Annotated in this window: 29 protein-coding genes; 20 read left to right on the forward strand and 9 right to left on the reverse strand. The window is 58.7% G+C overall.

From position 1 onward, the window contains the following. The first annotated feature begins 14 nt into the window (after window positions 1-14). The 9 genes from M2401_RS05920 (at window position 15) to M2401_RS05960 (ending at window position 11526) form a co-directional block, all read left to right on the forward strand. A complete protein-coding gene (locus M2401_RS05920; protein WP_259100663.1) occupies window positions 15-821 on the forward strand; it encodes a polysaccharide biosynthesis/export family protein in 807 nt (268 codons plus the stop codon). Between the two features lie 15 nt (window positions 822-836). After that, the gene (locus M2401_RS05925; protein ID WP_259100664.1) at window positions 837-2828 is read left to right on the forward strand and encodes an exopolysaccharide transport family protein; all 1992 of its coding nucleotides are present in this window, start codon (window positions 837-839) and stop codon (window positions 2826-2828) included. A gap of 1 nt (window position 2829) precedes the next feature. Then, window positions 2830-4011 carry a glycosyltransferase gene (locus M2401_RS05930; protein WP_259100665.1) on the forward strand — a complete coding sequence of 394 codons (1182 nt, stop codon included), beginning with the start codon at window positions 2830-2832 and terminating at the stop codon, window positions 4009-4011. A 266-nt stretch (window positions 4012-4277) separates the two neighbouring features. Beyond that, window positions 4278-5558 (forward strand): beta-galactosidase, encoded by a 1281-nt coding sequence (locus M2401_RS05935; protein ID WP_259100838.1) that lies wholly within the window; start codon window positions 4278-4280, stop codon window positions 5556-5558. A 3-nt stretch (window positions 5559-5561) separates the two neighbouring features. Beyond that, window positions 5562-6785, forward strand: a complete 1224-nt coding sequence (locus M2401_RS05940) for a glycosyltransferase family 4 protein (protein ID WP_259100666.1) — start codon at window positions 5562-5564, stop codon at window positions 6783-6785. Continuing rightward, a complete protein-coding gene (locus tag M2401_RS05945; protein WP_259100667.1) occupies window positions 6769-7869 on the forward strand; it encodes a glycosyltransferase family 1 protein in 1101 nt (366 codons plus the stop codon). Before M2401_RS05940 ends, M2401_RS05945 begins: the two co-directional genes overlap by 17 nt. Beyond that, window positions 7869-9287 (forward strand): O-antigen ligase, encoded by a 1419-nt coding sequence (locus M2401_RS05950; protein WP_259100668.1) that lies wholly within the window; start codon window positions 7869-7871, stop codon window positions 9285-9287. Before M2401_RS05945 ends, M2401_RS05950 begins: the two co-directional genes overlap by 1 nt. Next, the gene (locus M2401_RS05955) at window positions 9284-10105 is read left to right on the forward strand and encodes an acyltransferase (RefSeq protein WP_259100669.1); all 822 of its coding nucleotides are present in this window, start codon (window positions 9284-9286) and stop codon (window positions 10103-10105) included. The genes M2401_RS05950 and M2401_RS05955 overlap by 4 nt, the downstream gene beginning before the upstream one ends. An 8-nt stretch (window positions 10106-10113) precedes the next feature. Further along, complete coding sequence (locus M2401_RS05960; RefSeq protein WP_259100670.1) at window positions 10114-11526, forward strand: lipid II flippase MurJ; 1413 nt, start codon at window positions 10114-10116, stop codon at window positions 11524-11526. Window positions 11527-11813: 287 nt separating this feature from the next. Here M2401_RS05960 and M2401_RS05965 read toward each other — a convergent pair whose 3' ends face one another. Beyond that, window positions 11814-12065, reverse strand: coding sequence for a hypothetical protein (locus tag M2401_RS05965; protein ID WP_259100671.1), 252 nt, complete (start codon window positions 12063-12065; stop codon window positions 11814-11816). A 109-nt stretch (window positions 12066-12174) separates the two neighbouring features. On the opposite strand from M2401_RS05965, the gene M2401_RS05970 reads away from it, so the two are divergent. Then, window positions 12175-12423 (forward strand): helix-turn-helix domain-containing protein, encoded by a 249-nt coding sequence (locus tag M2401_RS05970; protein WP_259100672.1) that lies wholly within the window; start codon window positions 12175-12177, stop codon window positions 12421-12423. A gap of 137 nt (window positions 12424-12560) precedes the next feature. Here M2401_RS05970 and M2401_RS05975 read toward each other — a convergent pair whose 3' ends face one another. Further along, entirely contained in the window at window positions 12561-12803 is a 243-nt protein-coding gene (locus M2401_RS05975) for a hypothetical protein (protein WP_259100674.1), read from the reverse strand. 124 nt (window positions 12804-12927) lie between these two features. On the opposite strand from M2401_RS05975, the gene M2401_RS05980 reads away from it, so the two are divergent. From M2401_RS05980 to M2401_RS05995, 4 genes are all read left to right on the forward strand, one after another. Then, window positions 12928-13170, forward strand: coding sequence for a helix-turn-helix transcriptional regulator (locus tag M2401_RS05980; RefSeq protein WP_259100676.1), 243 nt, complete (start codon window positions 12928-12930; stop codon window positions 13168-13170). Between the two features lie 444 nt (window positions 13171-13614). After that, window positions 13615-14115, forward strand: a complete 501-nt coding sequence (locus M2401_RS05985) for a hypothetical protein (RefSeq protein ID WP_259100677.1) — start codon at window positions 13615-13617, stop codon at window positions 14113-14115. Next, window positions 14112-15485 (forward strand): hypothetical protein, encoded by a 1374-nt coding sequence (locus M2401_RS05990; RefSeq protein WP_259100678.1) that lies wholly within the window; start codon window positions 14112-14114, stop codon window positions 15483-15485. Before M2401_RS05985 ends, M2401_RS05990 begins: the two co-directional genes overlap by 4 nt. Window positions 15486-15691: 206 nt before the next feature. After that, complete coding sequence (locus M2401_RS05995) at window positions 15692-16078, forward strand: hypothetical protein (RefSeq protein ID WP_259100679.1); 387 nt, start codon at window positions 15692-15694, stop codon at window positions 16076-16078. Window positions 16079-16232: 154 nt separating this feature from the next. On the opposite strand, the gene M2401_RS06000 is transcribed toward M2401_RS05995, so the two are convergent. From M2401_RS06000 to M2401_RS06015, 4 genes are all read right to left on the reverse strand, one after another. Next, on the reverse strand, window positions 16233-16661 hold the full coding sequence (locus M2401_RS06000) for a response regulator (RefSeq protein WP_259100680.1): 429 nt from the start codon (window positions 16659-16661) through the stop codon (window positions 16233-16235). Between the two features lie 450 nt (window positions 16662-17111). Next, window positions 17112-17492: a lysozyme inhibitor LprI family protein gene (locus M2401_RS06005; protein WP_259100681.1), complete on the reverse strand. Its 381-nt coding sequence runs from the start codon at window positions 17490-17492 to the stop codon at window positions 17112-17114. 54 nt (window positions 17493-17546) lie between these two features. Beyond that, window positions 17547-18296 (reverse strand): N-acetylmuramoyl-L-alanine amidase, encoded by a 750-nt coding sequence (locus tag M2401_RS06010; protein ID WP_259100682.1) that lies wholly within the window; start codon window positions 18294-18296, stop codon window positions 17547-17549. 224 nt (window positions 18297-18520) lie between these two features. Beyond that, complete coding sequence (locus tag M2401_RS06015; RefSeq protein WP_259100683.1) at window positions 18521-19171, reverse strand: hypothetical protein; 651 nt, start codon at window positions 19169-19171, stop codon at window positions 18521-18523. Between the two features lie 200 nt (window positions 19172-19371). Between M2401_RS06015 and M2401_RS06020 the strand changes: the two genes are divergently transcribed. Then, the gene (locus M2401_RS06020) at window positions 19372-19815 is read left to right on the forward strand and encodes a hemerythrin domain-containing protein (RefSeq protein ID WP_259100684.1); all 444 of its coding nucleotides are present in this window, start codon (window positions 19372-19374) and stop codon (window positions 19813-19815) included. A gap of 12 nt (window positions 19816-19827) precedes the next feature. Here the strand turns inward: M2401_RS06020 and M2401_RS06025 are convergent, their stop codons facing one another. From M2401_RS06025 to M2401_RS06035, 3 genes are all read right to left on the reverse strand, one after another. Further along, complete coding sequence (locus M2401_RS06025; protein WP_259100686.1) at window positions 19828-20280, reverse strand: hypothetical protein; 453 nt, start codon at window positions 20278-20280, stop codon at window positions 19828-19830. 133 nt (window positions 20281-20413) lie between these two features. Then, window positions 20414-20848 (reverse strand): DUF1810 domain-containing protein, encoded by a 435-nt coding sequence (locus M2401_RS06030; protein ID WP_259100688.1) that lies wholly within the window; start codon window positions 20846-20848, stop codon window positions 20414-20416. Window positions 20849-20876: 28 nt separating this feature from the next. Further along, window positions 20877-21257 carry a hypothetical protein gene (locus M2401_RS06035; RefSeq protein WP_259100690.1) on the reverse strand — a complete coding sequence of 127 codons (381 nt, stop codon included), beginning with the start codon at window positions 21255-21257 and terminating at the stop codon, window positions 20877-20879. A 367-nt stretch (window positions 21258-21624) separates the two neighbouring features. Here M2401_RS06035 and M2401_RS06040 point away from each other — a divergent pair, with 367 nt between their 5' ends. The 5 genes from M2401_RS06040 (at window position 21625) to M2401_RS06060 (ending at window position 26847) form a co-directional block, all read left to right on the forward strand. After that, entirely contained in the window at window positions 21625-22608 is a 984-nt protein-coding gene (locus M2401_RS06040) for a LacI family DNA-binding transcriptional regulator (protein WP_259100840.1), read from the forward strand. A 106-nt stretch (window positions 22609-22714) separates the two neighbouring features. Beyond that, window positions 22715-23512 carry a sugar phosphate isomerase/epimerase gene (locus M2401_RS06045; RefSeq protein WP_259100693.1) on the forward strand — a complete coding sequence of 266 codons (798 nt, stop codon included), beginning with the start codon at window positions 22715-22717 and terminating at the stop codon, window positions 23510-23512. Beyond that, on the forward strand, window positions 23505-24470 hold the full coding sequence (locus M2401_RS06050; protein ID WP_259100695.1) for a sugar kinase: 966 nt from the start codon (window positions 23505-23507) through the stop codon (window positions 24468-24470). The genes M2401_RS06045 and M2401_RS06050 overlap by 8 nt, the downstream gene beginning before the upstream one ends. 60 nt (window positions 24471-24530) lie before the next feature. Continuing rightward, window positions 24531-25847, forward strand: coding sequence for an MFS transporter (locus M2401_RS06055; RefSeq protein WP_259100697.1), 1317 nt, complete (start codon window positions 24531-24533; stop codon window positions 25845-25847). Between the two features lie 13 nt (window positions 25848-25860). Next, window positions 25861-26847 carry an NAD(P)-dependent oxidoreductase gene (locus M2401_RS06060; protein WP_259100700.1) on the forward strand — a complete coding sequence of 329 codons (987 nt, stop codon included), beginning with the start codon at window positions 25861-25863 and terminating at the stop codon, window positions 26845-26847. Window positions 26848-26879: the final 32 nt, after the last annotated feature.

Genomic DNA, 26879 nt, shown 5'->3' on the forward strand with positions numbered 1-26879 from the left:
AGGGAGTGGTAATCATGCATGACAGAGCAAGGGGCATTTTGTTGCCTGTAGGGCTGACACTGGCGATGCTGATGCTCAGTGCCTGCAACACCCCGGCGCGCATTGGCGTGCCCGAGGACGATGCAGTGATCAAAGCCGGGCAGGAAGCCGGTCGTGCCCTGGCGGGCAAGCCCCTGCCACCGACGCGTATCCGTCCCGGTGACACGTTACGGATCGTGCGCAATACCGGCGAGGCGCCGTCGATCTCGGCGTTCACCGCAAACTCCATCTATGAGCTGACCCTGTTCCAGGTGCTCAATGACGGCACCTTTTCCTACCCCTATATCGGTTCGGTGCCTGCGGCGGGCCTGACCGTGCCGCAGTTGATTGCCGGTCTTGAAGACCGCTTGCAACACGTCTATCGCGAGACCGCCCTGACCATCAATATCACCCAGACGCCGAGCAACACGGTGTTTATCGGCGGCGCCGTGCGTAACCCGGTGGCCCTGCCCACCACGGTTGCCACCACTCTGGAGCAGGCGCTGATGGGCGCCGGTGGCGTCTCCCCGGATGCCGACGCCAGCCTGGTCGCCCTGCTGCGTCAGGAAGACAACGGCCTCTACAAAACCTACTTCTTCGACTACAGCAAGCTGCTCTGGGCAGGTACGGCCGGCGGCCCCACGGCCCCAGTGCTGCTGCAACGTGGCGATGTGGTGTTCGTGCCCAAGTCCTCGGTGGGCAACAAGGCGGCAGGCGTGGACCTGTATTTCAATCAGCTGATCCCCTTCGCCAAATCGCTGGGCTTCGGTGTGAATTACAACTTGCGCAGCAGCGGCCAATAAGTCAGGGACTCAGACATGATTAATATCCGTTCATTCCGCGACCTGTTGCGCCTGTTTTTTATCTTCAAGGATGAAATCAAGGCAACGGTACTGGTGTCCTTCATCATCATTCTGCTTGGCGCCTTCCTCCTGCCCAGCCGCTACGAGTCCACGGCGCTGCTGCTGGTCAAGCCCGGCCGTGACAGCAGCACCGTGCCGATCGAGTTCTCCGACCGCCAGGCCATCGTCATCCCCAGCGCCCAGCGCGACCCGATCCTCGACGAAGAACGCATGCTCACCGGGCGCCCGATCATGCGTACGGTGGCCGAGAAGTACCTCACCGAGCTGTCCCAGGTGCCGCAACAGACGGGCTTTCTCGCCTCGACCAAACGCCTGATCAAGGACGCCATCGGCTCCGTGCTGGACATCGGCCACGGCTTCCTGCAACTGATCGGTCTGGTGGAAAAGCGCTCGCCGGAAGACCACATGGCCGAAGATCTGGAGAAGAACTTCAAGGTCAATCACGATCCGGGATCGGCGGTGATGGAACTGCGTTTCGTCTGGAATGATCCGGTGGTCGCCCAGACCGTGCTGCGCACCTGGGTCGAGCAATATCAGATCCAGCGCACCCAGACCCTGGGCCGGGTCAGCCTGTATGCCTTCTACGAAGCCGAGGTCAAGGACAGCCAGGCCGAAATCGTCGATCACAAGCAGCAGATCCAGGGCTATCTGAACCAGCTCGGCGCCGTGAGCATCAGTCAGCGCCTGGCCGATACCTCCCAGGGCCTGAACGACCTGCGCACCGAACGCAACAACACCATCCGCGCCATCGCCTCGACCAAGGCCGGCCTGGACATGCTCCAGCAACAACTGGGCAAACAATCGAAAACGGTTTCTGCCGGTCGCGAACTGGCCCTAAACCCTAACCGTCAGGACCTGCAAAATCGCATCAACGGCAAGGAAGTCGAACGTCAGGAGCTGCTGCGTTCCTTCAAGGAACAGGCACCGCCGGTATTGGCCCTGAACGAAGAAATCAAGAACCTCAGGGCGCTGCTGAACAAAGAAGAAGCCACCGTGCAGCGCACGGAAAACATCACTCCCAACCCGATTTACAACCGTATGCAGAACGTACTGGCCGACCAACAGACCAGCTACGCCCGCCTGCAGACGCAACTGACACAACAGAACCTGCAACTGGCGCAACTGGAGAAAGACCGGCAACTGGCCCTGAGCCTTGAGCCCGAGCTGTCGCGTCTGCAAAGCGAACTCAGCGCCACGGAAAAAAGCTACGCCCTGTACACCGACAGCCTGGAAAAAGCCCGCATCGACCGTGAACTGGACAAGAGCCAGATCAGCAACATCGCCATTATCGAAGAGGCCACCCTCAACCCCAGCCGGGTCTTCCCGAAAAGCATGCTGATGGTGGTGCTGGCGTTCCCCTTGAGCCTGGCCATCGGCTTACTGGCGATGTACTTCTTCTACCTGCTCGACCAGCGTATCCATGACGGCGACAAGATCGAGAGCCGCTTCGGCGTGTCGGTGTGGAGCACCCTGCCCGACGTCAAGGGCAGCCAACCGCAACGCAACAGCGCTTTCACCGCCAGCCTCTACCGGCTATACGGCATTCTGCCGCTGGGCCAGGTGCCCGAGCGCGGACTGGCGGTGGGCATGACCTCGCTGAACCACGGCGATGGCGTGAGCTTTGTCATCGAACACATGCGCACGCTGTTCGAAGACCACGGCCACCAGGTCCGCACTGAAGGCCCTGGCCCGGCAGCCCCCGGCGAGATCCTGCTGATCGACGCGGCAAGCTTCTTCAGCAATCAGGAAGCCTTCGTCCTGCTGCGTGAAGCCGACGTAATCATCCTGGTCATTCGCGCAGAAAAAACCACGGTGCCAGCCCTGGAAATCGCCCTGAACACCCTCAATACCGCGTTCAAACGCGTCGATGGCGTTGTCCTCAATCTTCGTCGCTTCGAAGTGCCGGAGCGCGTTCTCAACTACTTCAACCGTTTCCGCCGGGGGTGATATGCACATTGCCCTGCTCGCTCCGCTGCCACCGGAACAGAACGGCATCGCCGACTATGCCGGGCATCTCAAGCTGGCCCTGCAAAAGCTCGGGGTGCAGATCAGCACGCCCCTGGCCGGGATCGGCAACGACCCGCACGAGGCCGAACGCCATGTGGCGCAGATCCACTGGCAAGGCATCGACCTGGTCCATGCCGAACTCGGTGGCGGGCGTCTGGCTGAGTTCCATGCCCTGCGCGCGTTGCGCCAGCGCTTTGCGCACTTGCCGCTGACGGCCACGGTGCACGATCCGGAACGGCTGGTCTGGCGTCGCGCCAGCCTGCCCTGGCCGCTGTCCATAGCGGGCAAACTGCCATCGCCGCTGCCCCAAGTCGCCACAGTGCTCAGTGACCCGTTGTGCCTGCATGAAGAACGTCAGGTGGCCCGAGGCATGACCCGGCTGGTCACCCTGACCCACGCCGGCAGTGCCGCATTGCGCGAACGCATGGGCCTGGCCCAGGCGCAGATGGCGGTGATCCCCCATGGCAATCTCGACATCGCCCCCCTGCCCCTGCCACCGCTGGAGCCCCTGCGCCTGCTGTATTTCGGCTTTATCTATCGCGGCAAAGGCATCGAAGACCTGCTCGACGCCCTGGCCGACTGCATCAGCGCGCAGCCCGCCCTGCGTGAGCGGGTGCGCCTGACCCTGGCCGGGGGCAGCGAACCGGAAATGGCCTTCGGCCCCTCCGGCAGCTACCTCGACGAATTGCGCGAGCGCATCGGCCAATTGGGCCTGAGCGGCTCGATCGACTGGCAGCTCGACCTGCCCGCCGAACATATCGCGCCGACCATCCAGGCCCATCATGTGATGGTGCTGCCGTACCGCGAGTCGAGCAAACTCAAGCTGCTGGGCAAGCTGCGCGGCACCAGTGGCGCGCTGTCCTGGGCGGTGGCCTGCGGGCGCGGGGCGATTACCTCCGATGCCCGCTCCTTCGCCGAAGAAGTCGCCCACGGCAACGGCATGATCTTTCCCCAAGGCGATGTCAATGCGCTGTCCCAGGCCCTGAGCACCCTGTGCGCCAACCCGGAACTGGCCCGCACCTGGGCCGACCGCGCCGCCAGCCTGGCCAAAGAACGGGTGTGGAGCCGTACGGCGGAACGTTTTCGCCAATTGTTTGAGCTGGCTTGCGAGGGGGATAACTGATGGAAGGGTATCGCGATCTCCTGCTGAACCATGGCGGCCCTGAGGGAGCGAGGCTTGCCCGCGAATGCCCTGACGCGGTTGACCTGACAGACCGCGTCGCACAATTCGCGGCACTCTGTGGGAGCGAATTCATTCGCGAAAGCGGTGTAACAAACGACACAAATGCGTCGGATGTACCGGCCTCTTCGCGAATGAATTCGCTCCCACAGAATTCGACACCGCAGAACTCGACACCACACCAGGCCAATAGCTGGCGAAATGGCCTGATGGCCGTCGCCCTGCTGTTCCTGGGTATCAGCAGCGCCGATGCCGAAACCGTGCTCAAAGGCCCGCGCCCCATCGCCTGGAAAGACTTTCTCGGGGTCAACGTGCAGTTCCAGTATTTCCCCGCAGACATCTATCGCCTGCAAATGGAACAGCTCGACAGGCTTGGATTGACCTGGGTACGCCAGACCATCCACTGGCCGATCATCGAACCCAAAGAGGGGCAATACGACCTCACCGACCTTGACGCCGCCATGACCGAGGCCGCCAAACACAATTACCACACCCTGGCCTATCTGGTCGGCTCGGCGCCCTTTGCCAGCAGTGCCCCGGCCAAGGCGGCCAGCCGCGACCAGTACCCGCCCAAGGACTACAACGTGTTCGCCTCGCGCATGGTCGCCCTGGCCAAGCGTTATCCGCAGGTCGGCAACTGGCAGGTATGGAACGAGCCGAATATCGTCTGGCTGCCCAAGGAAAATCCCGCCGCCTACGGCCGCCTGCTCACCACCAGCGCCGCCGCTCTGCGCACTGCGGTGCCGGAAACCACCATCGTCACCGCCGGCATGGCCTACTACAGCCAGATGCACAGCACGCCGGGCTATATGCTGCAAACCCTGGTCGATGGCGGTCTCGGCTCGCAGAACATCGTCGCCGCCTACCACCCTTATTCGGAATTTCCCGAAGGCGATTCGCCGCCGGACCGCGACTTTCTGGTCCGCGCCGGGGCCATGAACGAACTGCTGCACAACAATGGCGTGCAACAGGTGTGGGCCACCGAGTGGGGCTGGTCCAGCTATGCCGGACCCAAGGAAATGCAGGCAATCATTGGCGTCAATGGTCAGGCCGACTTCACCCTGCGCCGCCTGGCGTTGATGGCCGCCATGGATTTCCAGCGCATCTTCCTGTTTAACTTGAGTGACCTCGACACCCGCGCCAGCGCCCGGGACCAGGGCTACGGCCTGCTGGACCTGGCGGGCAACCCGAAGCCGGTCTATACCGCGCTGAAGAACTTCCTCGACGTCACCGGCCCGAACCTGATCCCCGATGACCCGCCCGGCGTCAGCAACCTGCCCGATGACCTCTACGCCATCCCCTGGCTCAAGCCAGACGGCAGCAAGCTGCTGATGCTGTGGAGCGCCAACGGCACCACCCTGAACTTCCCGCGGATCAAGGCCGGGACGGTGCACGACCCGTTGCGCGGCACCCATACCCCTCTGGCTGCGACACAGGGCATTACCGTGGTGCTCAAACCCAGCCTGCAAATTCTTGAGTGGAGGCCCTGAGCCATGCGCATCCTCTGGACGTTGCCCTATCTGCCCTGGCCCACCACCAGCGGCGGCAAGACCCGGGAATATCATTTGCTGCGCAACCTCGCTGCCCGTGGCCACCGGATCACCCTGTTGGTGCAATCCAAAGTCGCCCTGGACGATGCCACCCGCGCCGCCCTGGAACCCTGGCTGGAGCGCCTGATCGTCTTGCCCCGCCGCCCCCTGCGCAGCGCCCGCACCCTGCTCGCCGTGGCCTTCGCCACGCCGCCGATGCTGGCCAGCGTCAATGGTTTCGCCCCGGACTTGCAGCACACGTTCGAGCAACTGCTGGCAGAGGACTGGGACGTGATCCAGATCCAGCACAGCTACGGTTTTCAGCCCTTCGAACGGCCACTGCAAAAGGCCCACAAGCCTTTCGTGCTGGCCGAGCACAATATCGAATCAGCCCTCGGCGCCGCCTCCTACAGCCTGCTGCCAAACTGGGCCGGGCTGTTCGCCCGCTATGACCGCTGGCGCTACCGGCGCTGGGAAAGCCGCGTGCTGCGTCAGGCCAGTGAGCTGATTGCAGTCAGCGAAGACGACGCCCGCGGCCTGGCCCGGCTCAGCGCCAAGACTACCGCCGTCGTCGTCAATAGCGTCGACTGCGACTACTACGCCAAGGTGCGCCCGGACCGCGCCAGCCAGCGCCTGCTGTTTATCGGCAACTACGAATACGGCCCCAATGTCGATGCGGTGGAATGGGCACTGGACGAAATCATGCCGCACGTCTGGCAACTGGCGCCCAACGTGCGCTTCAGTATCGGCGGCTTTGCCCTGCCCGAACAATGGCGTGAGCGCTGGACCGATCCGCGCATCGACTGGCTGGGCTTCGTCCCCGACCTGCGCGTACTGCAAAACCAGACGGCGATCTTCTTCGCGCCCCTGCGCCAGGGCGGCGGCTCCAAGCTCAAGGTACTGGAAGCCATGGCCGCAGGTCTGCCGGTGGTCACCACCGAACAGGGCGCCTCGGGCCTTGCGGTGATCAACGGTGAGCACTACCTGGGCAGCGAATACCCTGCCGAACTGGCGCGGATCATCGCCAGCAGCCTCAACCGCCCGGAACGCCTGGAACAGGTCGGCGAAGCTGGCCGTGCCTACGTGCGCGCGACCCATGACTGGGCCGTGTCGGCCCGGCAACTGGAAGCCATCTATACCCGTCTCTCCCCAGCCAAGGAAACGGCCAACTATGCATATCGGACTTGATTACCGCCCGGCTGCGGGCTACGCCACCACCGGTATCGGCCGGCAGAACTTCGCCCTGGAACACGCCCTGCGCGCCCACCCCGACGTGCGACTGCAGTTGTTCGGTGTGGCGCCTTTCGATCACCCGATCCGCCGCCTGATCCACTGCCCACGCAGCTCTACGCCGCTCAATGCCGTGCACCGCCTGCCGGATCGCCTGGGGTTCGAAGCCTGCTTCCTGCCCACCGCGTTGCAGGATGCAGAAATCGAGATTTACATGGCCAACCTCAATATGGGCCTGCCCATCGGCCGCAAACCGGCGGGCATGCGCTACGTGCTGCAACTGCACGACGTGTTCCAACTGACCCAGAAAAACAGCCACGGTTCGCGACTCAAGGCGGCCTTCTACCGGTTCACTGATTACCTGTCGATCGCCTGGTCCCTGCGCGTGGCCGACCGGGTCTGGGTCGCTTCCGAGTACACCGCCAGCGAAGTGCGGCGGCTGTTTCCGTCGGCCAACGCAAAGCTGCGGGTGTTGCCATTGCTGGTCGAAGGCTTCGTCGGCGAACCGGCGGATATCAGCGACCTGCAACTGCCCGAGGGTTACTGGCTGTGTGTCGGCACGCGTGAACCGCGCAAAAACATTCCCTGGTTCGTCGATGCCTGGCAGAGCGCGCGCATGCAATTTCCCTCTACCCCGGACCTGGTCCTGGTCGGCGGCGATGCCTGCCTGACCGAGAGTCAGCGCCAGTTGCCGGGCCTGCACGCCCTCACCGACCTCAGCGATGCGCAGTTGCACGCCGTGTACCGTCACGCCGGGCGCCTGTGGCATCCGTCCCGTGGCGAGGGTTTCGGCCTGCCGGTGATCGAAGCCCTGAGCGTCGGCACCCCGGTGGCAGTGGCCAGCGGATCCTCCCTCGACGAGATCAGCCCGCCACACAGCCCGCGCTTTTCTCCCACCGACAGCTCCGCACTGATACGCCTGATGGGCCAACTGGCGAGCGCCGCCCCGGAAGATCCCCAGCCCCTAGAGGACTGGGCGGCAAACTACGCCCTCGATGCGTTCAAGCAACGCTTCAATGTCTTGCTCGAGGAACTGCGCTGATGCCCATTGCGTTGCCCACGGGGTTGTTTCTGGCCCTGATCTTCAGCCTGATGTTCTGGCTGCTGCCGGCCCCCGTGGTGCTGGTAGCGATGGCCGGCCTGGGCGCGGGCATCACCATCATTCGTCAACCCGTGCGCGGCCTGCTGCTGTTCGGCCTGATTGCTTGCTTCCTGCCCTACGCGACCATGAATATCGGCTTTCGCACCACGGTATCCGAAGCCCTGCTGATGCTGACCTGGGCTGCCTACCTGGCCCACAACATGTTCGGCGACCCGCCCCGGGTGCCGCCGATGATGCGCACCGAGCGCTGGCTGTTCATCCTCATGCTCTACACCGCCCTGCCCTTTGTCGTCGGCCAACTGATGATCACTGCCGAGGGCAACGGCCCGATCAACTGGGTGCGCTGGCTGTTCAATCTGTCGGCGCTATTCCTCGTGCCGCGCCTGCTGATCAATGCCCAGACCCTGGACCGCATGGTCTTCTCGATGATGGCTGGCACGCTGCTGCTGTTGCTGCTGTCGATCCCGGTGTATCTGGTCAACCGCAGCGCCACAGCGATGACACCGATCCTTGGCGCCCTCGGCTACGGTGGCATTGGCGTACTCGGTGACAGCCTCTCGGCACTGTCGACACGCATGGGCTCACCGTGGATGCACCCCAACGTCGCGGGCGGTGCCATGGCCCTGACGCTGCCCCTGGCCTTCTGCTACGGCATTACCCGCAGCGGCTGGGCGCGGTCGCTGGGCTTGTCAGTGGCGATACTGGGCAGCATCGGCCTGCTGCTGACCGGCTCCCGGGGCGCCCTGGTCAGCCTGATGGTGGTGATGATCATGATGGCGGCCAAGCGCGTGCCCCATGTCGGCCGCATCCTCATGGCCGGTGCCGTGGCCGGTGCGCTGCTGCTGATGTTCTACCCGCCGTTGCAGGAGCGCCTGCTCGGCCTGTTCACCCAGGACGATACCAGTACCGCGATTCGCTTCCTCGAGTACGAACACTTCCCCGAAGCCGTCGCCCAATTCCCCCTCGGCATCGGCTTCAAGATCGACCCGCCGGTGCCCGGCACGACGCTGTTCGGCATCTCCAACCTATGGCTGAACTTCGTCTACAAGATCGGCATCCCCGGCATGCTGCTGTACATCGCCGTGATCTGGAGCTGGTGGAATGAAACCCGCCCGGCCCGCGGGCGCATCCGCCTGAGCCACGACAACGCCTTGTGGCTCGGCACCCTGGCCGGGCTGCGAGCGGCGCTGCTGAGCGGCGTCTTCGACCACTACTTCAGCTTCACCACCGTGCTGGTCGCGCTGTTCTGGCTGTTTCTGGGCATCAACCTGCACGAAGCCAAACGCCTCAAGGCCAGCGGCGTAGTCCGGCCTTACGCCACTCCTGCTGCCCGCACCGATATGGGAATCCAATCATGAAGCACCGCATGCTGCACTCCCACGACCTGCGCCTGGCGCTGCCCGACTACGCACAGAAAATGGCCGTGCCCCTGGACGAACTGCAAGCCGCCTACCAATGGATGCTCGACAACGAAGTGTGCTTCGAGCAGCCGCTGAAAAACCGCACCCTGTCCTTCATCAGCTACCTGAACATCGAAACCCGCATCGACCATCCCCTGGCCCGGCGCTTCTACAAACTGCTCAGCCGCGAGACCCTCGGCCCGCTGATCCCGCTGTACGGCATCAACTGGCCAACCCTGCGCGACCGCATGCTGCGCACCTGGGAGCAGGCCTACAACATCCTGATCTGCAAGATTCCCAGCCATAACGTGCGCCTGGCCTGGCTGCGCCTGGGCGGCGCGAAAATCGGCAAGGGCTCGTCGGTATGGCGCAACACCGAAATACTCGGCGTCGACAGCCTGCGCATCGGCAACGACAGCACCGTGGGCTGGCACTGTCAGCTCGATGCACGCGGTGGCCTGGTCATTGGCGATCACGTAACCATCGCCTCACATGTGCTGATCATCGCCGGTGGTCACGACCTGCAAGCGCCGGAGTTCTGGGCCGTGGGCGGGCCGGTCTTCATCCGCGACTACGCCTGGATCTGCAGCCGCGCGCTGCTGTCTTTCGGCGCCGATATCGGTGAAGGCGCAGTGGTGGGCGGTGGCAGCGTGGTGTCCAAACCGATACCGCCCTACGCCATCGTCAGCGGCCCCAACGCCGAAATCAAAGGCGAGCGCGCCCGTGGCCTCAACTACAAAGTGGGCGGCAAAGGCCTGTTCACGTTGTTCCATTGAGCCGCGCCATGCTCGGATCGACCCTGTGGCTGACCCTGGCCACCCTCACCGGCCTGGCCGCCGGTTTTGCCCGTGAGTGGCTATTGGTCGCGGCCTGGGGCGCGGGGGCACAGAGCGATGCCTTCCTCGTCTCGATGTTCCTCCCCGAAGCCCTGCGCATGGCGTTGGCCGCCGGCCTGCTCAGCGCCGCCGCCCTGCCGCTCTATCAACAGCGCGATGCCGGGCAACAGCAACGCTGGCTCGGCGCCCTGGCCCCGCGCCTGCTGCTCTGCGGCCTGGGCATCAGCCTGCTGCTGAGCCTCGGCGCACCGCTATGGGTGCGCGCCGTCGGCCCCGGCCTGGATGACAGCGGCTACCTGCTGGCGGGCAACAGCCTGCATTGGCTGGCGTGGTGCGCACCGGGCTTTCTGCTCCACGGCCTGCTCTGCGTGCCGTTACAGGCCCATTCGCGCTTTGTCCTCGCCGGGCTCGGCTCGCTGCTGTTCAACCTGCCGCCGGTGCTCTACCTCGCCATCAGCCATCACGCCGCCACGCCCACGGGCCTTGCCAGCGCCTGCGTGCTCGGCAGCCTGCTAATGCCCGGCGTCCTCCTGCCAACGCTGTTTCGACTGGGCTGGAAACCCTGGCACTGGCACAGCGAACCCGGCGCCAGCAAAGAACTGCTGCAACGCATCGGCCCGCTGCTCAGCAGCAACCTCGCCAGCCAGGGCCTGGCCCTGCTCGAACGCATGGTCGCGTCCCTGCTCGGCGAAGGTGCCGTCACCTGGATCAACCTGGCCCGCAAACTGATCAACCTGCCGCTGATTGCCCTGATGAGCCTCAACCAGGTTCTGCTCGGCCTGATGAGCGGCAGCGCTGGCGACCAACGCCTGCTCCTGCTGCGCAAAGGCCTGGCCAGCGCCACCCTCCTCACCCTGCCCGCCGTCGCCGGGCTCATTGGCGCGGCAGGCGCTCTGGTCGCCCTGCTCCTGCCCAACCAGACCCACGACGGCCCGTTGCCGGAACTGCTCGCCTGGTTTGCCGTGCCCTTGATGTTTGGCGCCTGGAACGCACTGCTGGCCCGCTACGCCTACGCCGCAGGCGATACCCGCATGCCGCTGAACTGCGAACTGCTCGGCAGCCTGTGCAATGCGCTGCTATTGGCCGTGCTGCCGTTCTTCCTCGGGCTGATCGGCATCGCCATCGCCGCACTGGCAGGGGCTATCGTCACCGGATTGCTGCTGATGCGGCGGCAGGAACTATTGAGGGTTGTGCCGTGGCGCAGTCAGTGGGCGTTGGGAGCAGTCGTCATGCTGCTCGCCGCCGTAGCACTGCATCCGATCTACAACATCTGGCTGCAACTGGGCTTGAGCTGCAGCTACGGCCTGATCCTGTTGGTGGGCCTTGCCCTGTGGCTAAAGCCGTGGCGCAACAGCCAATGACCTGAATGCAATCCCCGTAAGAGCCGCCGAAGGCTGCGAACGTACCACCCCACCGTTCATCAAACAACGCGCAACTTACTGAATCACAAAGACTCTGTGAGAGCGAATTCATTCGCGAAAGCAGTGTTCCAGGCGATGAAGATGCGTCGAATGTACCGGCCTCTTCGCGAATGAATTCGCTCCCACAAGATTTGCTCCCTGCCTCGGCTAGTGTTTGCTGCGTGACAGTGCGGTGTCGTAAACGGGGCGGGATCTCCCACATGAAATGCAATCCATGTGGGAGCCCTCTACCTATGCAGCCCCAACCGCCGCCGCCGCGCCATCAACGCCCGGCCAAACGACAATTCCGCATACTCGATAAACAACCGCGCCATATGCCGCAACGCCCGCTCCTCGCTTTCACTGCCGTGCACACAGTCAAAGCCCAGGGCGCGTTTGCTGTCTTCGGGGAGATCCTCCCAGGTGTGCATGATGTGGGTGTACATGGCACTCGCCACTTCGTGTCGATTCATTTGAATGCGTGCTTTACGACTCTGCATCCTTTGGCCTCCTTGACCGTTTGAACAAATACAGCACAACAATATCTGAATATCAGATATCTGAAAACCAGTTATAGCGTAAGTCGCTGTTCCATCACGAGCAGCACCCATGACCAAAGCCATCTACCGAAACGAACATCAGGTCCTGATCAAATTGCTCAAGGCCATCCGCAGCAACACCGGCCTGACCCAGAACGACTGCTCCAAAGCCCTGGGCCGCCCACAGTCCTACATCAGCGACGTCGAAACCGGCCTGCGCCGCCTGGACCTGGTCCAATTGCGCGACCTCTGCGCTGTACTCGGCTACACCCTGCCGCAGTTCGTTGAAGAGTACGAAGCAGCGCTGCTGACACCCTGATCACAATGCCAAACCTCTATCCCAATCCCCTGTGGGAGCGAGGCTTGCCCGCGAAGAGGCCCGAATATCCGACACACATGCCGGGGCTCTGAAATTGCAGTGGCAGCCCGTCATGCCCCTAGCAGCTTCAAACAGGCTCAAGCCTCCAACCCAAGCCGCCGACGCCGTGCCGCCAACGCCCGGCTAAACGACACCTCGGCATACTCGATAAACAGACGGGCCATATGCCGTAGCGCTCGCTCCTCTCCTTCACCGCCTGGCACACAGTCGAAACCCAAGGCACATTTGCTTTCCTCGGGGAGGTCTTCCCAGTTGCGCATGATGTGGGCGTACATGGCGCTGGCGACCTGCTGGCGGGTGATTGCGTTGACTTCTTCCATGGTTGACTCCTGTGTAGCGAATTCATGATCAGCCTCAGTAGCCATTCTAAACCAAAAACCCATTTTGGGATAATCCCAATTTAGGTTTAATTAGATTGCCGGACCATTGAACGGCATCCCCCACGTGAAAAGCATCCATAACACCCGCTACCAATTCCTGCTGACGCTCCTGCTGGAAGCGCGCAATGCGGCAGGCATGACGCAGAAGGAATTGGCGACCAAGCTCGGGCGACCGCAGTCTTTTGTGTCGAAGACTGAGAATGGGGAAAGGCGGTTGGATGTGATTGAGTTTATGGATGTGTGTCGGGTGTTGGGGGCGGATTGGGGTGGGATGCTTCGGCGGGTAGAGGGTACGGCTGCCGAGTGACTTTTGCTGAGGAGCGTATCCACCTTTCATTTACCAAACCATTGGATGGAAGCGGACAAGTAACTCAATATGACAGCGAGCGACTGACAAAAACCATCAAATCAACGCAAATAAGTTATATGGAACTCAAATAACGGCGTTTGAAGTCGTTCGTCCATTTCCGTTACAACTAATTAGCGTTTGAATTCAGCTTTGTAAAAAGACTCGACACATAACCGATCAATACTCCCCCTCGGCAGTCGACGCGGGCTTTCCGAATAACCCGTCATTATTACGAACGGGACCCTCTCGTGTGCCTTCGGTTGCTCTGCCGCAAGGGGAATAGATATCCCAACATAGACGAGCGGCCCTGGACGAAATTTGCGTGATGGGCTAAACCCATTCCTGAGAGCACGTAGTCAGCCCTGGAAGCCAAGTAAAATAATATTTCGCAAGGGTGATCTTATGAAAATCATGACTGCTTTATTGACAATAAGCGTGTCGATGAGCGGGACAATTTATGCGGACGACCCTACGTCCGAAAAAATAAAAAGCTGCGTCGCTAACCGCCTCACTGAACTCAAGTTATCGTCTTCTCGTCCGAGAACATTATCAATAGCTGAAGGCTGCCCACCTGGGCATAACGAGACGTTCAAGGGTTGCGTTGGCATAGAAAACAAAGACACTTCTTTTTCCATGCCAGCAAATGCTGGTTGGCAATTAGTTCCCGGCACCGGAAGCGTCGTTCGGACCGGAGGGGATACTCCAACCAGGTCAGGTGTATCGCTTGTTAGCCAGGATAGCAATGCTGTCGTTGGACGAGCGTGGTGTAATGGGCATGGCTGTGGTGGTGAAGGCAAAATTAATGTGAGCGGCGAAATAAGAGCTTCAGAACAACGAATTCCCACGGAGATAGACAGAAACGAAGCTTTGGATGCATGTTTGACGGAGATGCTTCCAAAATGAATAAGTCAAGCACTTTTATTACTGGAATAACATTATCAGTCATTCAAAATCTGTATGCCGATACAACACCGATGCTCGTGGACTTCCCTGCTTATAATCCCGTCGTTCTGGGCCAAGGGTGGAATATCGAAGCAGCAGAAAAATCGGATTCTATATGCGTAAGCTTCGACACAGTGACACTTGATTACAATGACAAACGAATAACTTATGAAAAGGTGGTAGACAATGAATCACTACAAAAAACACTAGAGGTCTCAGCGTCTGCCAGCTTTAAGTCCATCACGGGATCTTACTCGGCATCAACCGACTTCGTTCACGCAACCAACTTAAAATCAACGTCAACCTATTTATCGGTTTTTGCCGAAGTAATTCGAGGTCCTACATTCGCGGCCCCTAAAACAAAACCGACTTTGATCGTAACAACTACCACGAACAATCAGAACGACGAAAAACTAATCACGGGGGGAGCCGTAACCTTGACCTCCAAGCATCTAGACTTAGCGAAGTCTAATATCGCAGAATTTTACAGGCAGTGTGGCACCGGTTTCGTCGCTACCATCCAGCCCGGAGCAATCATAAAAGCGGTGCTTGAAATATCGGGCACCTCAGAAGAAGAAAAGAAATCACTCGGATTATCGGTATCTGGTTCGGCCGGTGGCGGAGGTTTAGCTGCAAGTATAAAGCAAGCCGTCAGCTCTTTTCAGAGCACGGCCCGCCTTAATATTTATATGAACAGCATTGGGGGGAATGATAAAACCCTCTCTACAACATTGGAGGCATTGGATGCCGAACTGACGAGCCTCCCACAATATGCCAAAGAGTCTCCCAGACCACTAAAAATCATTGTGAGAGATTACTCCTCTCTTAGCAATTGGCCTGGCGACTTGGAGCGAATATCTTTCACCCCGCAAGAAACAATTATAAGAGCGTACTCAAGACTTAAGACAATCCTTGCGTATGCACAGACGGCCTCAAACTCTGATAATGGTTGGCTGCTCGCAGTCGATACCACAAGGTCGTCAACCATGATGCTTTCGGATGAAATCCAAAACGAAATGTCCAAACTAAAGGATCTTGCCATCTTATGTTCAAAGAGTGAGAACTGCGACGTGAGTTTATGGACGGATTGGAATGATCTAGATCTCAGGATGCGTCTGCCCTTTAGAGGACGGTTCGCCGACTTGAATCTAGCGCCAGACGCAAGTGACTTGGCGGAAAAGCTTGTTGATGCTCGAATTCATCAATGGATAGACGAGGTGTCGGAGTTTAGATGCTCAAAGATGTCTGAATGTTTGTCATTCAGCAAACGAGATCAGCTGAGAAACAAGGCATTAAAAAGAATTAAAGACGCTTTGTTAGCTGGCACCTAACTTGAACCCGTCTAAACGTGAGCGGCGAACGAGACGTCGCAGGCGTTAATATATACGAAATACGCTACCCGTCGGACTATGGCATTCAATTTCAGTCAGGGGCCTCAGCTTTTTAACGACTAACGCTTCCCATGCTACTCCATCAGCCAGCTACAATTACGACATGCCTGTAGTCCCGGGCGGATAGACTTTAAAGGAAGAAGAGTATGGATATTTTGACGATAGAGCTTTCCGATGACGAGGGATCGGAGTACTCCCTCAAGGTGTTATGTGAAATAGCTGGCGAGGAAATTATTACCGAACTTTGCGTATCCGTATACGGACATCTAAATGCAAGCGCCAAGCTTACCTATAACGGGGTAACGACAAGCATTAAAACCACCCGATTCGGCGTACAATTAACTCCATTTGTAACCTGTCTTTTAGTTAACGGCATAGGGACAATTGCATATGAGCTTGCAGACTGCTGTAAAAGGTATCCAATGCAACCGCTTAAAATTGCCAACTGCATGGTAGATAAAGGACACAGCATGACGCCTGACCTTCTGAAGGCAGCCGCAGTATGTGCAGTGGGTATTGCGTTCCCTACATAGATTACAATCGGGCCTTGTTGTACCGTTCTTGTTGCTCTTGAATAGCGGCTGTTGATGTTACGGGGGGCAGTGCCGTCGCACAACGCAGGCGTTATGCGAAAGAAGATTCGCAGCTATCGCGCCCCTTTGTCATTCACCGCTTGCCGACTACCCGTTACTGACGGATATGCTCATTCGCGATCCCCCGTATCGGCCTCCTGGCCAAGACATGTCGGCACACGGCGCCTATGGCCATGGAATGCCAGGGCTTAGACACAAAAACAGGAGAGCAGCCGCTCGCCAGCGGCTGTGGGTACCGACTTCCCGAAGAAAGGATGATAGGCAGGTGAGGCCATCGCCCGTAAGTCAGGTTCGCAAGGTCGATACCGCTCAGCAGACCCGGGAAATGGATGTCGGAGAAAATGAGATCAACCTGGCAAGAGTCTGCCAGCAAAAACTGCCAGGCTTCGTCCGCAGTGTCGACCGCATGCACCTTAAACCCTTCAAATTCCAGGATGTCCTGAATTAATCCGTTGATAACCCAGTCGTCTTCGACCAGCAGGATCAAGGGCACTTTTGACGGTACTACTGTGTGCTCATTCATGTTCATGTGAGCCAGCGATCAAGGGTGCGTTCAAACCGAACGCGGGGTCCCGACAAACGGAACCTTCGCACCCGCAAACAGCTTGGCGATTAAAACCACGGCCGGCTAACTCCAGGTTGAGCGATATGTTCACTGGATAGGGTCAATTATCCGGGCAAGATCCGCAGGATTCCAAAAGACTCTCGATGGCTGCCCGGCAAGCAATACGTCGGCGCGGTTATAGCCCCAGGTCACTGCACCAAAAGCAATACCAGCGTCCAATACTGCCTTGGCATCCCTCGTCTCGTCGCCTCTATACAACGCGCATTACGGGCAGCCACTGATAACCTCGCGACAGCGGCAGCGCCCTTATCCCTCGTCGAGAATGATCGGTTGCGCGACGCTCTGCTGGAAATCGGGCGCCGCAGCTGCGGGGAAATGACCCCGTGGGTTACGAGGTCTGTCGCGGTCTTACTCGCCGAGCTTCGACTCAACGCAGCCGGTACTGGTGCACTCGCGTTCGCGTTCCTGCAGGAATGCCATGCGTTTCTGGGTCATATCTACCGCACAGTCCAGATTGACAAAGTAGCCGCTCGGCTTCTCTTCGCTGCATTGATTATCGCGCTGCTTGATCCAGGCGAGTTGGCCAGTTTTCAGCGAAGTCTGCTGCGTTGGATTGAGATGTTTACGCAGGCCGGTGTACTCCTGATTCAGATCGCGGTCAGCCTGCGAGAACAGGTTGCCTGCACAATAAACCTGATCGAACGCATTACGGGGCTTGGCACACCCTGCAGCGTGTGCCCCAAGGGGGAAAACGACAGCCATCAGGACAATTGCGATTTTCTTCATCATCACTCTCACTTCTCTTGGTTGAAATTCTTGGCTGAGTAGAGATATTCCTGCCTATCAAGGCTGGCAAGCAACGACCCCTTGCGAAATTGCATTTGCGATTTTCGCAATCGTCGCGGGGTTCTGTAGGCGTGGTTCCTCGTCGGGATTGGCAATAACACCCGCTTCAACAAGCACAGCCGCCATCGGAGCCGTTTTGAGCACGATCAGATCGTCGAAACGGTGAATACCGAGTCGCTGATCAATAAGCGGCCGGTTTTCGCCTTTGATCGGCGTAGCATGATAAAGAGAGGGCATTTCGCCAGCCGCGAGCAGCTTCTCACCAATGGCCTTTGCGCAGGCGAGGCTTTGTTGATAATGCGGATTCAGTGTCGACACGAAAATCGAGTATCCCTTGAACTCTCGACGGCGACCCGCGTTGATCCACGCCTGCTGCATCGAATCATGGTGAATTGAAACGAACAGGTTCGCGCCCGGTTCGGCATTAGGTCTGTCGGCTAAGGTGATTTCTCGATCGTCGGCACCTGTACGCGTGACGCGATCACCGTCGGCCTGAAGATCGTGTGCAACTGCCGCGCTTAGATCCAAGTTGTAAAGATGCTCGACCCTGCCGCTTGCCCCCGTTGCACCTGGGTGAGCAGGTGTATGTCCCGCATCGACAATGACCCGGTCTGCGTAGCAGGGCGAGGTGCACAATATGAAAACAAACGGAATAATTCTCGAAGTCCGCACTTTGAGCATTGTATTTAGCCGACGGTGTTGGTTGATAGAGCGCCATCGATCAGAGCGCAGAGGCGTATCCAACATGCATTGCGCCTGAATGGCGCTGACAGTACGGCTTGCAGTGTAGCGAATTCCGGCCTTCGAAAGTTGGGGGATGCATCCCAAGTCTTGGATTGGTTAAGCCAGGAATCGCAGATTTTTAATGAATGTCCCTCTTGATCCGCCTTCCTGAACAGACCTGCTGTCTTGGCCTCGTGCAAGGCTACCGTATATAAATCGAACGGGTAAGCAGGCCTCAACCTGACTGCCTATCCGCGAAATCGCCACCACGCCACAGCGTTGTAGATCATGAAAATGCCGCTCAACACACCCAGTGGCCATATCACCAACACTTGCGCGTACATTGCGAAGAACAGTAATTCGAACCGCCAGTCGCTTGCACTTTTGGCATGGGCATCCAGCATCAAGTGCGCATTAATCTGGCTATACGCAGGGTCAGGGGACACCACTTGGGCCTGAAAGCGGTAGTGGCCGGTAGGTTGCGGGTAATGAATCGTGCCCAGTTCATGATCGACGAAATCACTCGCCCATCCGTCAACCTTGCCCGTGTGCGCATCGCCTTGATCGATCACTACGCCATCAGGCGTGAGCAGCTTCCACTGCACCGTAACAGGCGGCAGGACATGAGCCTTGTCGAAGGCCGCCAATGTGTTCAGCGTTTGTCGGTTCAGGCCCGTGAAACGGATAATGAGTTGGGTATAGTCTGGCGCGCGGATCTCCACCGACTCATCAATGATTTGCGCTTGAGACAGCGTGATCGGCACGTCAAGGGGATCGGTGGTGATCCAGTCACGCCATAGCGAAAAGGCCGATGACAGGACGGCCATGCCAAGGGTAAACAAGGTCCAGCGAAGGCAGCACCGCTTGAACTTCTGCGCCTGAATCGAGTTGATGGGCATGGTCGCGTTAATTGATGAGTGAGTGCGCTTTTTCTCATTAATTTGCCGCGCTGCACAAGCCGCTATGAACGATTTGCAAGAACGAGCAAATCTCTAATCGCACACCACTAAGGGATTGAAAGGCTGTGTCATCGAAAGCATGAACCCCTTGCGCTGGCTTGTGTCTATCTGACACTACTCACGCGCAATCGAGACTTATCATGAACATTTTTGAAGCCCTGCGAGAAAGCCACGATCGCCAGCGCGGCTATGCCGATGCATTGACGGTGACTCATGGTGACAACATCGAACGTAAAGAAGCTTACGAACGGTTGAAAGCCGAGCTACAGGCGCATGAAACGGCGGAGGAACGCTGTTTTTACATACCCCTCATGGCCCATGACAACGGTATTGACCTGAGCCGGCATGCCATTTCAGAACATCATGAAATGGACGAAATGATGGAGACGCTTGATGAGACCGAGATGTCGAGCCCTGCCTGGTTAGTGACGGCCAAAAAACTCACGCACAAGGTGCATCATCATTTAAAGGAAGAAGAACAGAAGTTCTTCCAGGCAGCAGGCAAGCTGCTCGATGAAAGCCAAAAAACAGCGCTGGCCAAACAATACCTGGCCGAATATCAGGAGCAGATCGCCCCCACCTGATGCCACCAATAATCAGCCAAAAGAAGGCATCGGGCCCAAAGAGTGCAGGATCCATGCAACCGTTGCCGCGGCTGCACTCACCGCGACTAGCAAGCTGATAAATAGCCACTTCACGACTTTGGGAAAAGACGACGGCTGATACGTCGCTGCGCTGACCTGCGTCAAAGGTTCAGCCCCCTCTGCGCTGCCCAGGCTGGGCACGTCATCATCAAGAAGGGTAATACTGCCTGGTTCCAGATACTTCACTTTCGTGCCGTCCTGGGGCAGTCCAACCCGAGCCAGAATGCCCGATGGTGTATTCTTGTCGAACTCAAGGAAATGGCTGACAAGCTCGCCTTCGTCAGTAAACTCTTCCTGCTCCAATACGACCCACTCGTCCAGTTCCTCAGCAGTGATGCCGAGGTGATTGGCGATCGCCTGCTGGAATCGCTCGGCATGTTCGTCGCTTCGTTCACGGTAGCGCATGACATCTTTCCCTGATTGTTAGCGGACGCAAAATGGCGTCCTTCTACTGACCTAGCCCCAACGTGTTGATCAGGGCTTTGGTGCAACTGAGCGCAACTATCCGTGGTTAAAGGGATTCTTGCTGCGCATGAATTCAGCCATTCTGACCTTGAAGCAGAGCAACCGTTCGGCCATCTACCGCTCCCGAATAAAACTGATCCAGTGCCTGCTGATACAGCGGAGATTTAGGATGGGCAGCCAGAAACAGCGTCAGGCATGAGCGCAGCTTCATATCATCCGGCGAACCGAGTATCTGGGTGGCGCTCTTTTCAGAATGGCTTAGCAGGATTTTAACGCACTCCTCAAGCCGTGGCCCCAGCACATCGTGCTCTAAATACGCTCGCGCCTCAGCCAGCCCCGAGATGGCGAAACGCTTGGCCATTTCGCTATGCCCGAGCCCGCGCAACTGCGCAAACACAAACCACATCCAATGACTCGCTTTGCGCCCAGCGCTCAACTCATCCAGTACCCGGCTGAAGACCGGGGTCTGTGCTTCGACGAAACGACCCAAATCGAACATATCGCTCACGACTCGCCCTCCGCACCCGGCAGGCGCCTCAAGAGTGTCGGCTGTCCCTCGGACTGCCCCAACTGTTCACGTATCGCGCACAGTTATTGTGGTCGTACTCCTTCAGGGAGTAGCGGGTGATAGTACCCGAGCCATCGGTGTAGAACGTCAGCTCGCAATAGCTGACCGCCGGTTTGTAGTAACCGCCCCCCACTTCACCCATGACCATCTGGCCATTACCGCCATAGCCCTGGGCCTCTTGGTGAGAGGTGTTGACGTAACCACCGTTGACGCCAAAGCTCCAGTAGTAGCCTGTTTCATTGCCGTTCTGGAAAGCTTCTGAACCGTCGCCATGCCATTGCTGCAGCAATGAGTTGACGTTAAAGCCCACCCAGGATTGCGCGATTTCGTGTGGGTCTTTATTGAACATGCCAACACAACCAGAAAGCTGTATCGCCATAGCAAATACGCCGAGTGTTAGGGCCCGTCGACTTCCGTGGAATAACGATTTCACAGAGACTACTCCGTCTTCTTGATCGGTGAAATTTGAGCGGATAGACCACCTTTGAGTGTGACGGATGTAAACGGTTCGGTAAGTGATGGCAGATATTGACCAACTTGCGAGGCCTCCGATCCATCTTTTTATCCGCTTGTGCATTGACGATGGGCGAGCTTTGGTGTTTCCTGAAACCGGTTTCAGAGCCGCAATGCTCTAACCGTACAAGCCTGCAGACAAGACCAAAAAGGACCAGGCCGTGAACAGTTTTCCAGCATCTTCTTCCCGTGCACGCGTGACCATGAATGACGTCGCTGATCTGGCGGGCGTATCCAAGGCCAGCGTCTCCCGGTTTATCGGTGATGACCGTCAACTGCTGTCTGTCGCCATTGCCCGGCGTATCGAACAGGCTATCGATACGCTCGGTTATCGCCCCAATCAGATGGCGCGAGGGCTCAAGCGCGGGCGTACTCGCCTGATCGGCATGCTGATGGCCGACATCCGCAATCCTTATTCCGTTGCCGTCATGCATGGCGTAGAAACCGCGTGCCGCAAACACGGCTACAGCCTGGTGGTGTGCAACACTGATCGCGACGATGAGCAGGAGCGCCTGCATCTGGCGGCGTTGCGCTCCTACAACATCGAAGGGCTGATCGTGAACACGCTCGGCCATCACCTGGATGAACTGCGCGAACTGCATCACGAACTGCCAATGGTTCTGGTTGATCGCAAGGTCGATGAATTGCACAGCGATTTGGTCGGGCTGGACAACATCGCAACTGTCAGGCAAGCCCTCGACCATCTACACGCCTCGGGTTATCGCGACATTCTGCTGGTGACTGAACCGCAGGATGGCACCAGCTCGCGGATCGAGCGCGTCGAGGCGTTCATGGCGCAAATAGCGCTGCGTTCGGACATGCGTGGGCAGGTCTGTGAAACCAGTGACAAGCTGGAAGTTCGGTTGCAGGCATTCCTGGCGGCCAGCGGCCACGGGCCCAAGGCAATCTTCACAGGTAATGGTGTGGCGACGCTGATTACCACACGTCGGCTGCATGAACTTGGCTGCCCGTTGTTTGCCGAGGTGGGGCTGATCGCCCTCGATGAGCTGGATTGGTACCCGCTGGTTGGAAGCGGCATCACGTCACTTGCTCAGCCCACTCATGAGATAGGCGTCACGGCGTTTGAGTGTCTGCTCAAGCGTCTGGCGGGTGATCAGGCGCCGGCGCGAACCTACGACTTTGCTGCACAGCTGATCGTGCGCGGTTCTACACGCCCGGTCCACTGACGCCCTCCCCCCTTTAATACCGCAGGTCTACCGCCAGGATTTATACGAACTTTTGTAATGCTGCCCATTCAAATAAAAATGAAACCGGTTTCAGAGGACAACAATAATGAATCAATACCCCGTTGCCATTAGCTTGGGTGCCTTTGGTGCCGACCTGGTTCGCGAACGAGGTCAGGCCAGTTTTATTCCGCTGTTGGGCGAGGCTGGTGTGACGCGAATCGAGGTGCGCGAAGAACTGCTTGTCGATGAGGATCTTTACGCAATGGCCGAGCAGATCGCTGCACAGGGTCTGCAATGCTTGTACTCGGCGCCACTCGAGCTGTGGCTGCAAGGGCAGACTCAGGTTAATCCTGAGCTGGAACCTACCCTCAATCGCGCCATCGCCTGTGGCGCAGCATGGCTCAAGGTGTCGTTGGGGTATTTTTCCGAGCACTGTGATCTTGCGCAGTTGGCGGAGCACCTGGCGCGCCACGATGTTCGTCTGTTGGTGGAGAACGACCAAACCGCGCAAGGCGGTCGAATCGAGCCACTCGTGGCTTTTTTCAGCGCGGTACAGGGGCTTAAATTGCCCATCGGCATGACGTTCGATATTGGTAACTGGCTCTGGCAGGAACAATCCGTGATGGGCGCTGCGCAGCAGCTGGGCCGTTATGTCGAGTACGTCCACTGCAAAGCCGTCCGCCGCAACCCGGCTGGCAAATTGATCGCTTTGCCACCAGAACCGGCCGACCTGCAACTCTGGGAACGGCTGTTCGAGCACTTCGCGCAAGGTTTGCCCCGTGCTGTGGAATACCCGCTACAAGGTGATGACCTGCTTGGCGTGACGCGAGAACAGGTCGCACTGCTCGCCGGCCTCGACCATCAACAGCCCGTTCACCGTGCTGGGGAGGCCAGTCATGTCTGATATCGACATCCTTTCGTTCGGCGAAACCATGACCATGCTGGTCGCTGAGCAACCCGGTGATCTGGCGCAAGTCCGTCATTACGAAAAACGAATCGCCGGGGCCGACAGTAACGTCGCTATCGGTTTGTCCAGGCTGGGTTTCAACGTGGCGTGGCTGAGCCGGGTCGGCAACGACTCCATGGGGCGATTCGTCACTGACAGTCTTCGGCAGGAAGGCGTGGACTGTCAGCACGTGACCGTCGATTCGCGCCATCCCACCGGTTTTCAGTTCAAATCACTGGAGCTTGGAGGCGCAGATCCGGTCGTCGAATACTTCCGCCGCGGCTCGGCGGCCAGCCATCTCTGCGTTGACGACCTTGTCCCCAGGCTGCTCACGGCGCGCCATCTGCACGCCACCGGTATTCCGGCTGCTCTTTCCGACAGCTGCCGTGCGCTGTCCCGGGAGCTGATGGGGCAGATGCGTGAGGCCGGGCGCAGCGTGTCGTTCGACCCCAATCTGAGGCCGTCGCTGTGGTCGAGTGAGGCCATCATGATCCGCGAGATCAATCACCTTGCCAGCCTGGCCCATTGGGTAATGCCGGGTTTGGCTGAAGGCCAGTTGCTGACGGGTTTTGACACGCCGGCGGACATCGCCCGGTTCTATCTGGACCAGGGGGTTGAAGCTGTAGTGATCAAACTCGGCGCCAGTGGCGCGTATTACCGCACTGAATTGGCTGAAGCTTTCGTGCCCGGCCAGCCTGTGGCGCAGGTCGTAGACACGGTGGGCGCAGGAGATGGTTTTGCCGTCGGTGTGATCAGCGCGTTACTGGAAAATCTCGGATTTGCACAGGCTACCGCGCGTGGTAACTGGATTGGCAGCCTGGCGGTGCAAAGCCGGGGCGATATGGAAGGGCTGCCCACCCGCGCTGCCTTGCAGGCGGCGCAGCTTGCGCAAATGTCACATACACAAACCGCCTGACCCTTTTGGGAGGCTGCGTCATTCACCACCTGCTCAACAATAACAACACTGGAGCCTGACATGGCAAAGCTACTCGATACCACCCGGCCTGGCGGCCTCAAACGCCGCTGGCTGCTGATCATGCCTATCGTATTCATCACTTACAGTCTGGCTTACCTGGACCGCGCCAACTACGGTTTCGCGGCGGCGTCGGGCATGGCCGAAGACCTGCACATCACCCCTGGCATGTCCTCATTGCTCGGGGCGTTGTTCTTTCTCGGTTACTTCTTTTTTCAGGTGCCGGGGGCGATCTACGCGCAAAAGAAAAGCGTGAAAAAGCTGATTTTTGTCAGCCTGATTCTCTGGGGCGGCCTGGCCACCCTGACCGGTGTTGTCTCTAACGCCTATATGTTAATCGGTATCCGCTTCATGCTTGGCGTGGTCGAGGCCGCCGTGATGCCGGCCATGCTGGTATACCTCTGCTACTGGTTCACGCGAGCCGAACGCTCACGGGCCAACACTGTGCTGATCCTGGGTAACCCAACGACCATGCTGTGGATGTCGGTGGTCTCGGGTTATCTGGTAGCGCACTTCAGCTGGCGCTGGATGTTCATCGTAGAAGGTTTGCCAGCAGTGATCTGGGCATTTATCTGGTGGCGGTTGGTGGACGAACGTCCGGCCCAGGCCAAGTGGCTGACGGCTGAAGAGAAGGATGAGTTGCAGGCCCGACTGGACGCCGAGCAGGTTGGCATCAAGCCGGTAAAAAATTATGCCGAAGCATTCCGCTCGCCAAAGGTGCTGTTGCTGGCCGCCCAATATTTTTGCTGGAGTATCGGTGTGTACGGCTTTGTGCTGTGGCTGCCGACCATCATCAAAAAAGGCATGCAAATGGATATGGTGGAGGCCGGCTGGCTTTCGGCGTTGCCTTATCTGGCCGCCGTTATCGGCATGATCCTGGTGTCTTGGGCGTCGGACAAATTGCAAAAACGCAAGGCGTTCGTCTGGCCACCACTACTGCTGGCTGCCGTGGCATTTTATGGCTCGTATGCCTTGGGTACCGAGCATTTCTGGTGGTCATACTCACTGCTGGTGATCGCGGGCGCGTGTATGTACGCACCCTATGGTCCGTTCTTTGCCATCGTCCCGGAAATTCTGCCGGCCAACGTTGCGGGTGGGGCCATGGCGCTTATCAATAGCCTTGGCGCACTGGGCTCGTTTGCCGGCTCCTACCTGGTGGGCTACCTCAATGGGGCCACCGGTTCACTGAGTGCGTCGTATCTGTTCATGAGCGGGGCTTTGTTGGTCTCGGTGGTGCTGACGCTGCTGCTCAAGCCGGACAATAAGCCGCAGCCCTTGCAGGATGATTCGAGTGTTCGTCGTGCCCCTGCGCACTCCTGAAAGGAACCGACCCATGAACAACCATGTTGTACTGTACAAAAAACTCTCGGCACCGCTGATGCAACGTTTGCAGGCACACACTGAGGTCACGTTGATTGATGACCCCAAGTCCGCCGCTGGCCTGGCCTGCCTGCGTGATGCGTTGCACAAGGCCGATGGCTTGCTTGGCGCCAGCCTGAAGCTTGATGCCGCGTTGCTGGATCTGGCGCCCAGGCTCAAAGTGGTTTCAAGCGTCTCGGTGGGCGTCGATAACTACGACATTGATTACCTGACAAAGCGCGGCATCCTGCTGAGCAACACCCCGGATGTCCTCACCCAAACTACGGCCGATACCGGCTTTGCCTTGATCATGGCCACTGCTCGGCGTGTGGTCGAGCTCGCCAACCTGGTACGCAGCGGTCAATGGACGCAAAACATCGGTCCTGCGCATTTTGGCAGTGATGTTCACGGCAAAAAGCTGGGCATTATCGGCATGGGCAGAATTGGCGAAGCGCTGGCGCAGCGCGGCCATTTCGGCTTCGGCATGCCGATCCTCTATCACAGCCACTCGCCCAAGCCTGCCGTTGAAGCCCGCTTCAATGCCGAGTATCGAAGCCTTGAGGACTTGCTCAAAGAAGCGGACTTCGTCTGCCTGACGTTACCACTGACGGCAGAAACCGAGGGTCTGATCGGCGCCGAGCAAATTGCGCTGATGCGCCCGGAGACGATCTTCATCAACATTGCCCGTGGCAAGGTTGTGGACGAACAGGCGCTGATTGATGCGTTGAGTAATCAACGGATTCGCGCGGCGGGGCTGGATGTGTTTGGGCATGAACCTTTGGACAAAGGGTCTGCGCTGTTGCAACTGGATAATGTGGTGGCCACCCCGCACATGGGCTCGGCAACCTTTGAGACCCGTGAGGCGATGGCACGCTGTGCGGTGGACAATCTGCTCAGCGCCTTGAATGGCGAGCGGCCGGCGAATCTGGTAAATCCGGATGCCTGGTCAGTCAAACGCTGACCGGGCAGGCTGGCTTTCACGTTGAAGCCTGG

Origin of the sequence: Pseudomonas sp. JUb42, assembly GCF_024807945.1 — a bacterium.
Taxonomy (GTDB): Bacteria; Pseudomonadota; Gammaproteobacteria; order Pseudomonadales; family Pseudomonadaceae; genus Aquipseudomonas.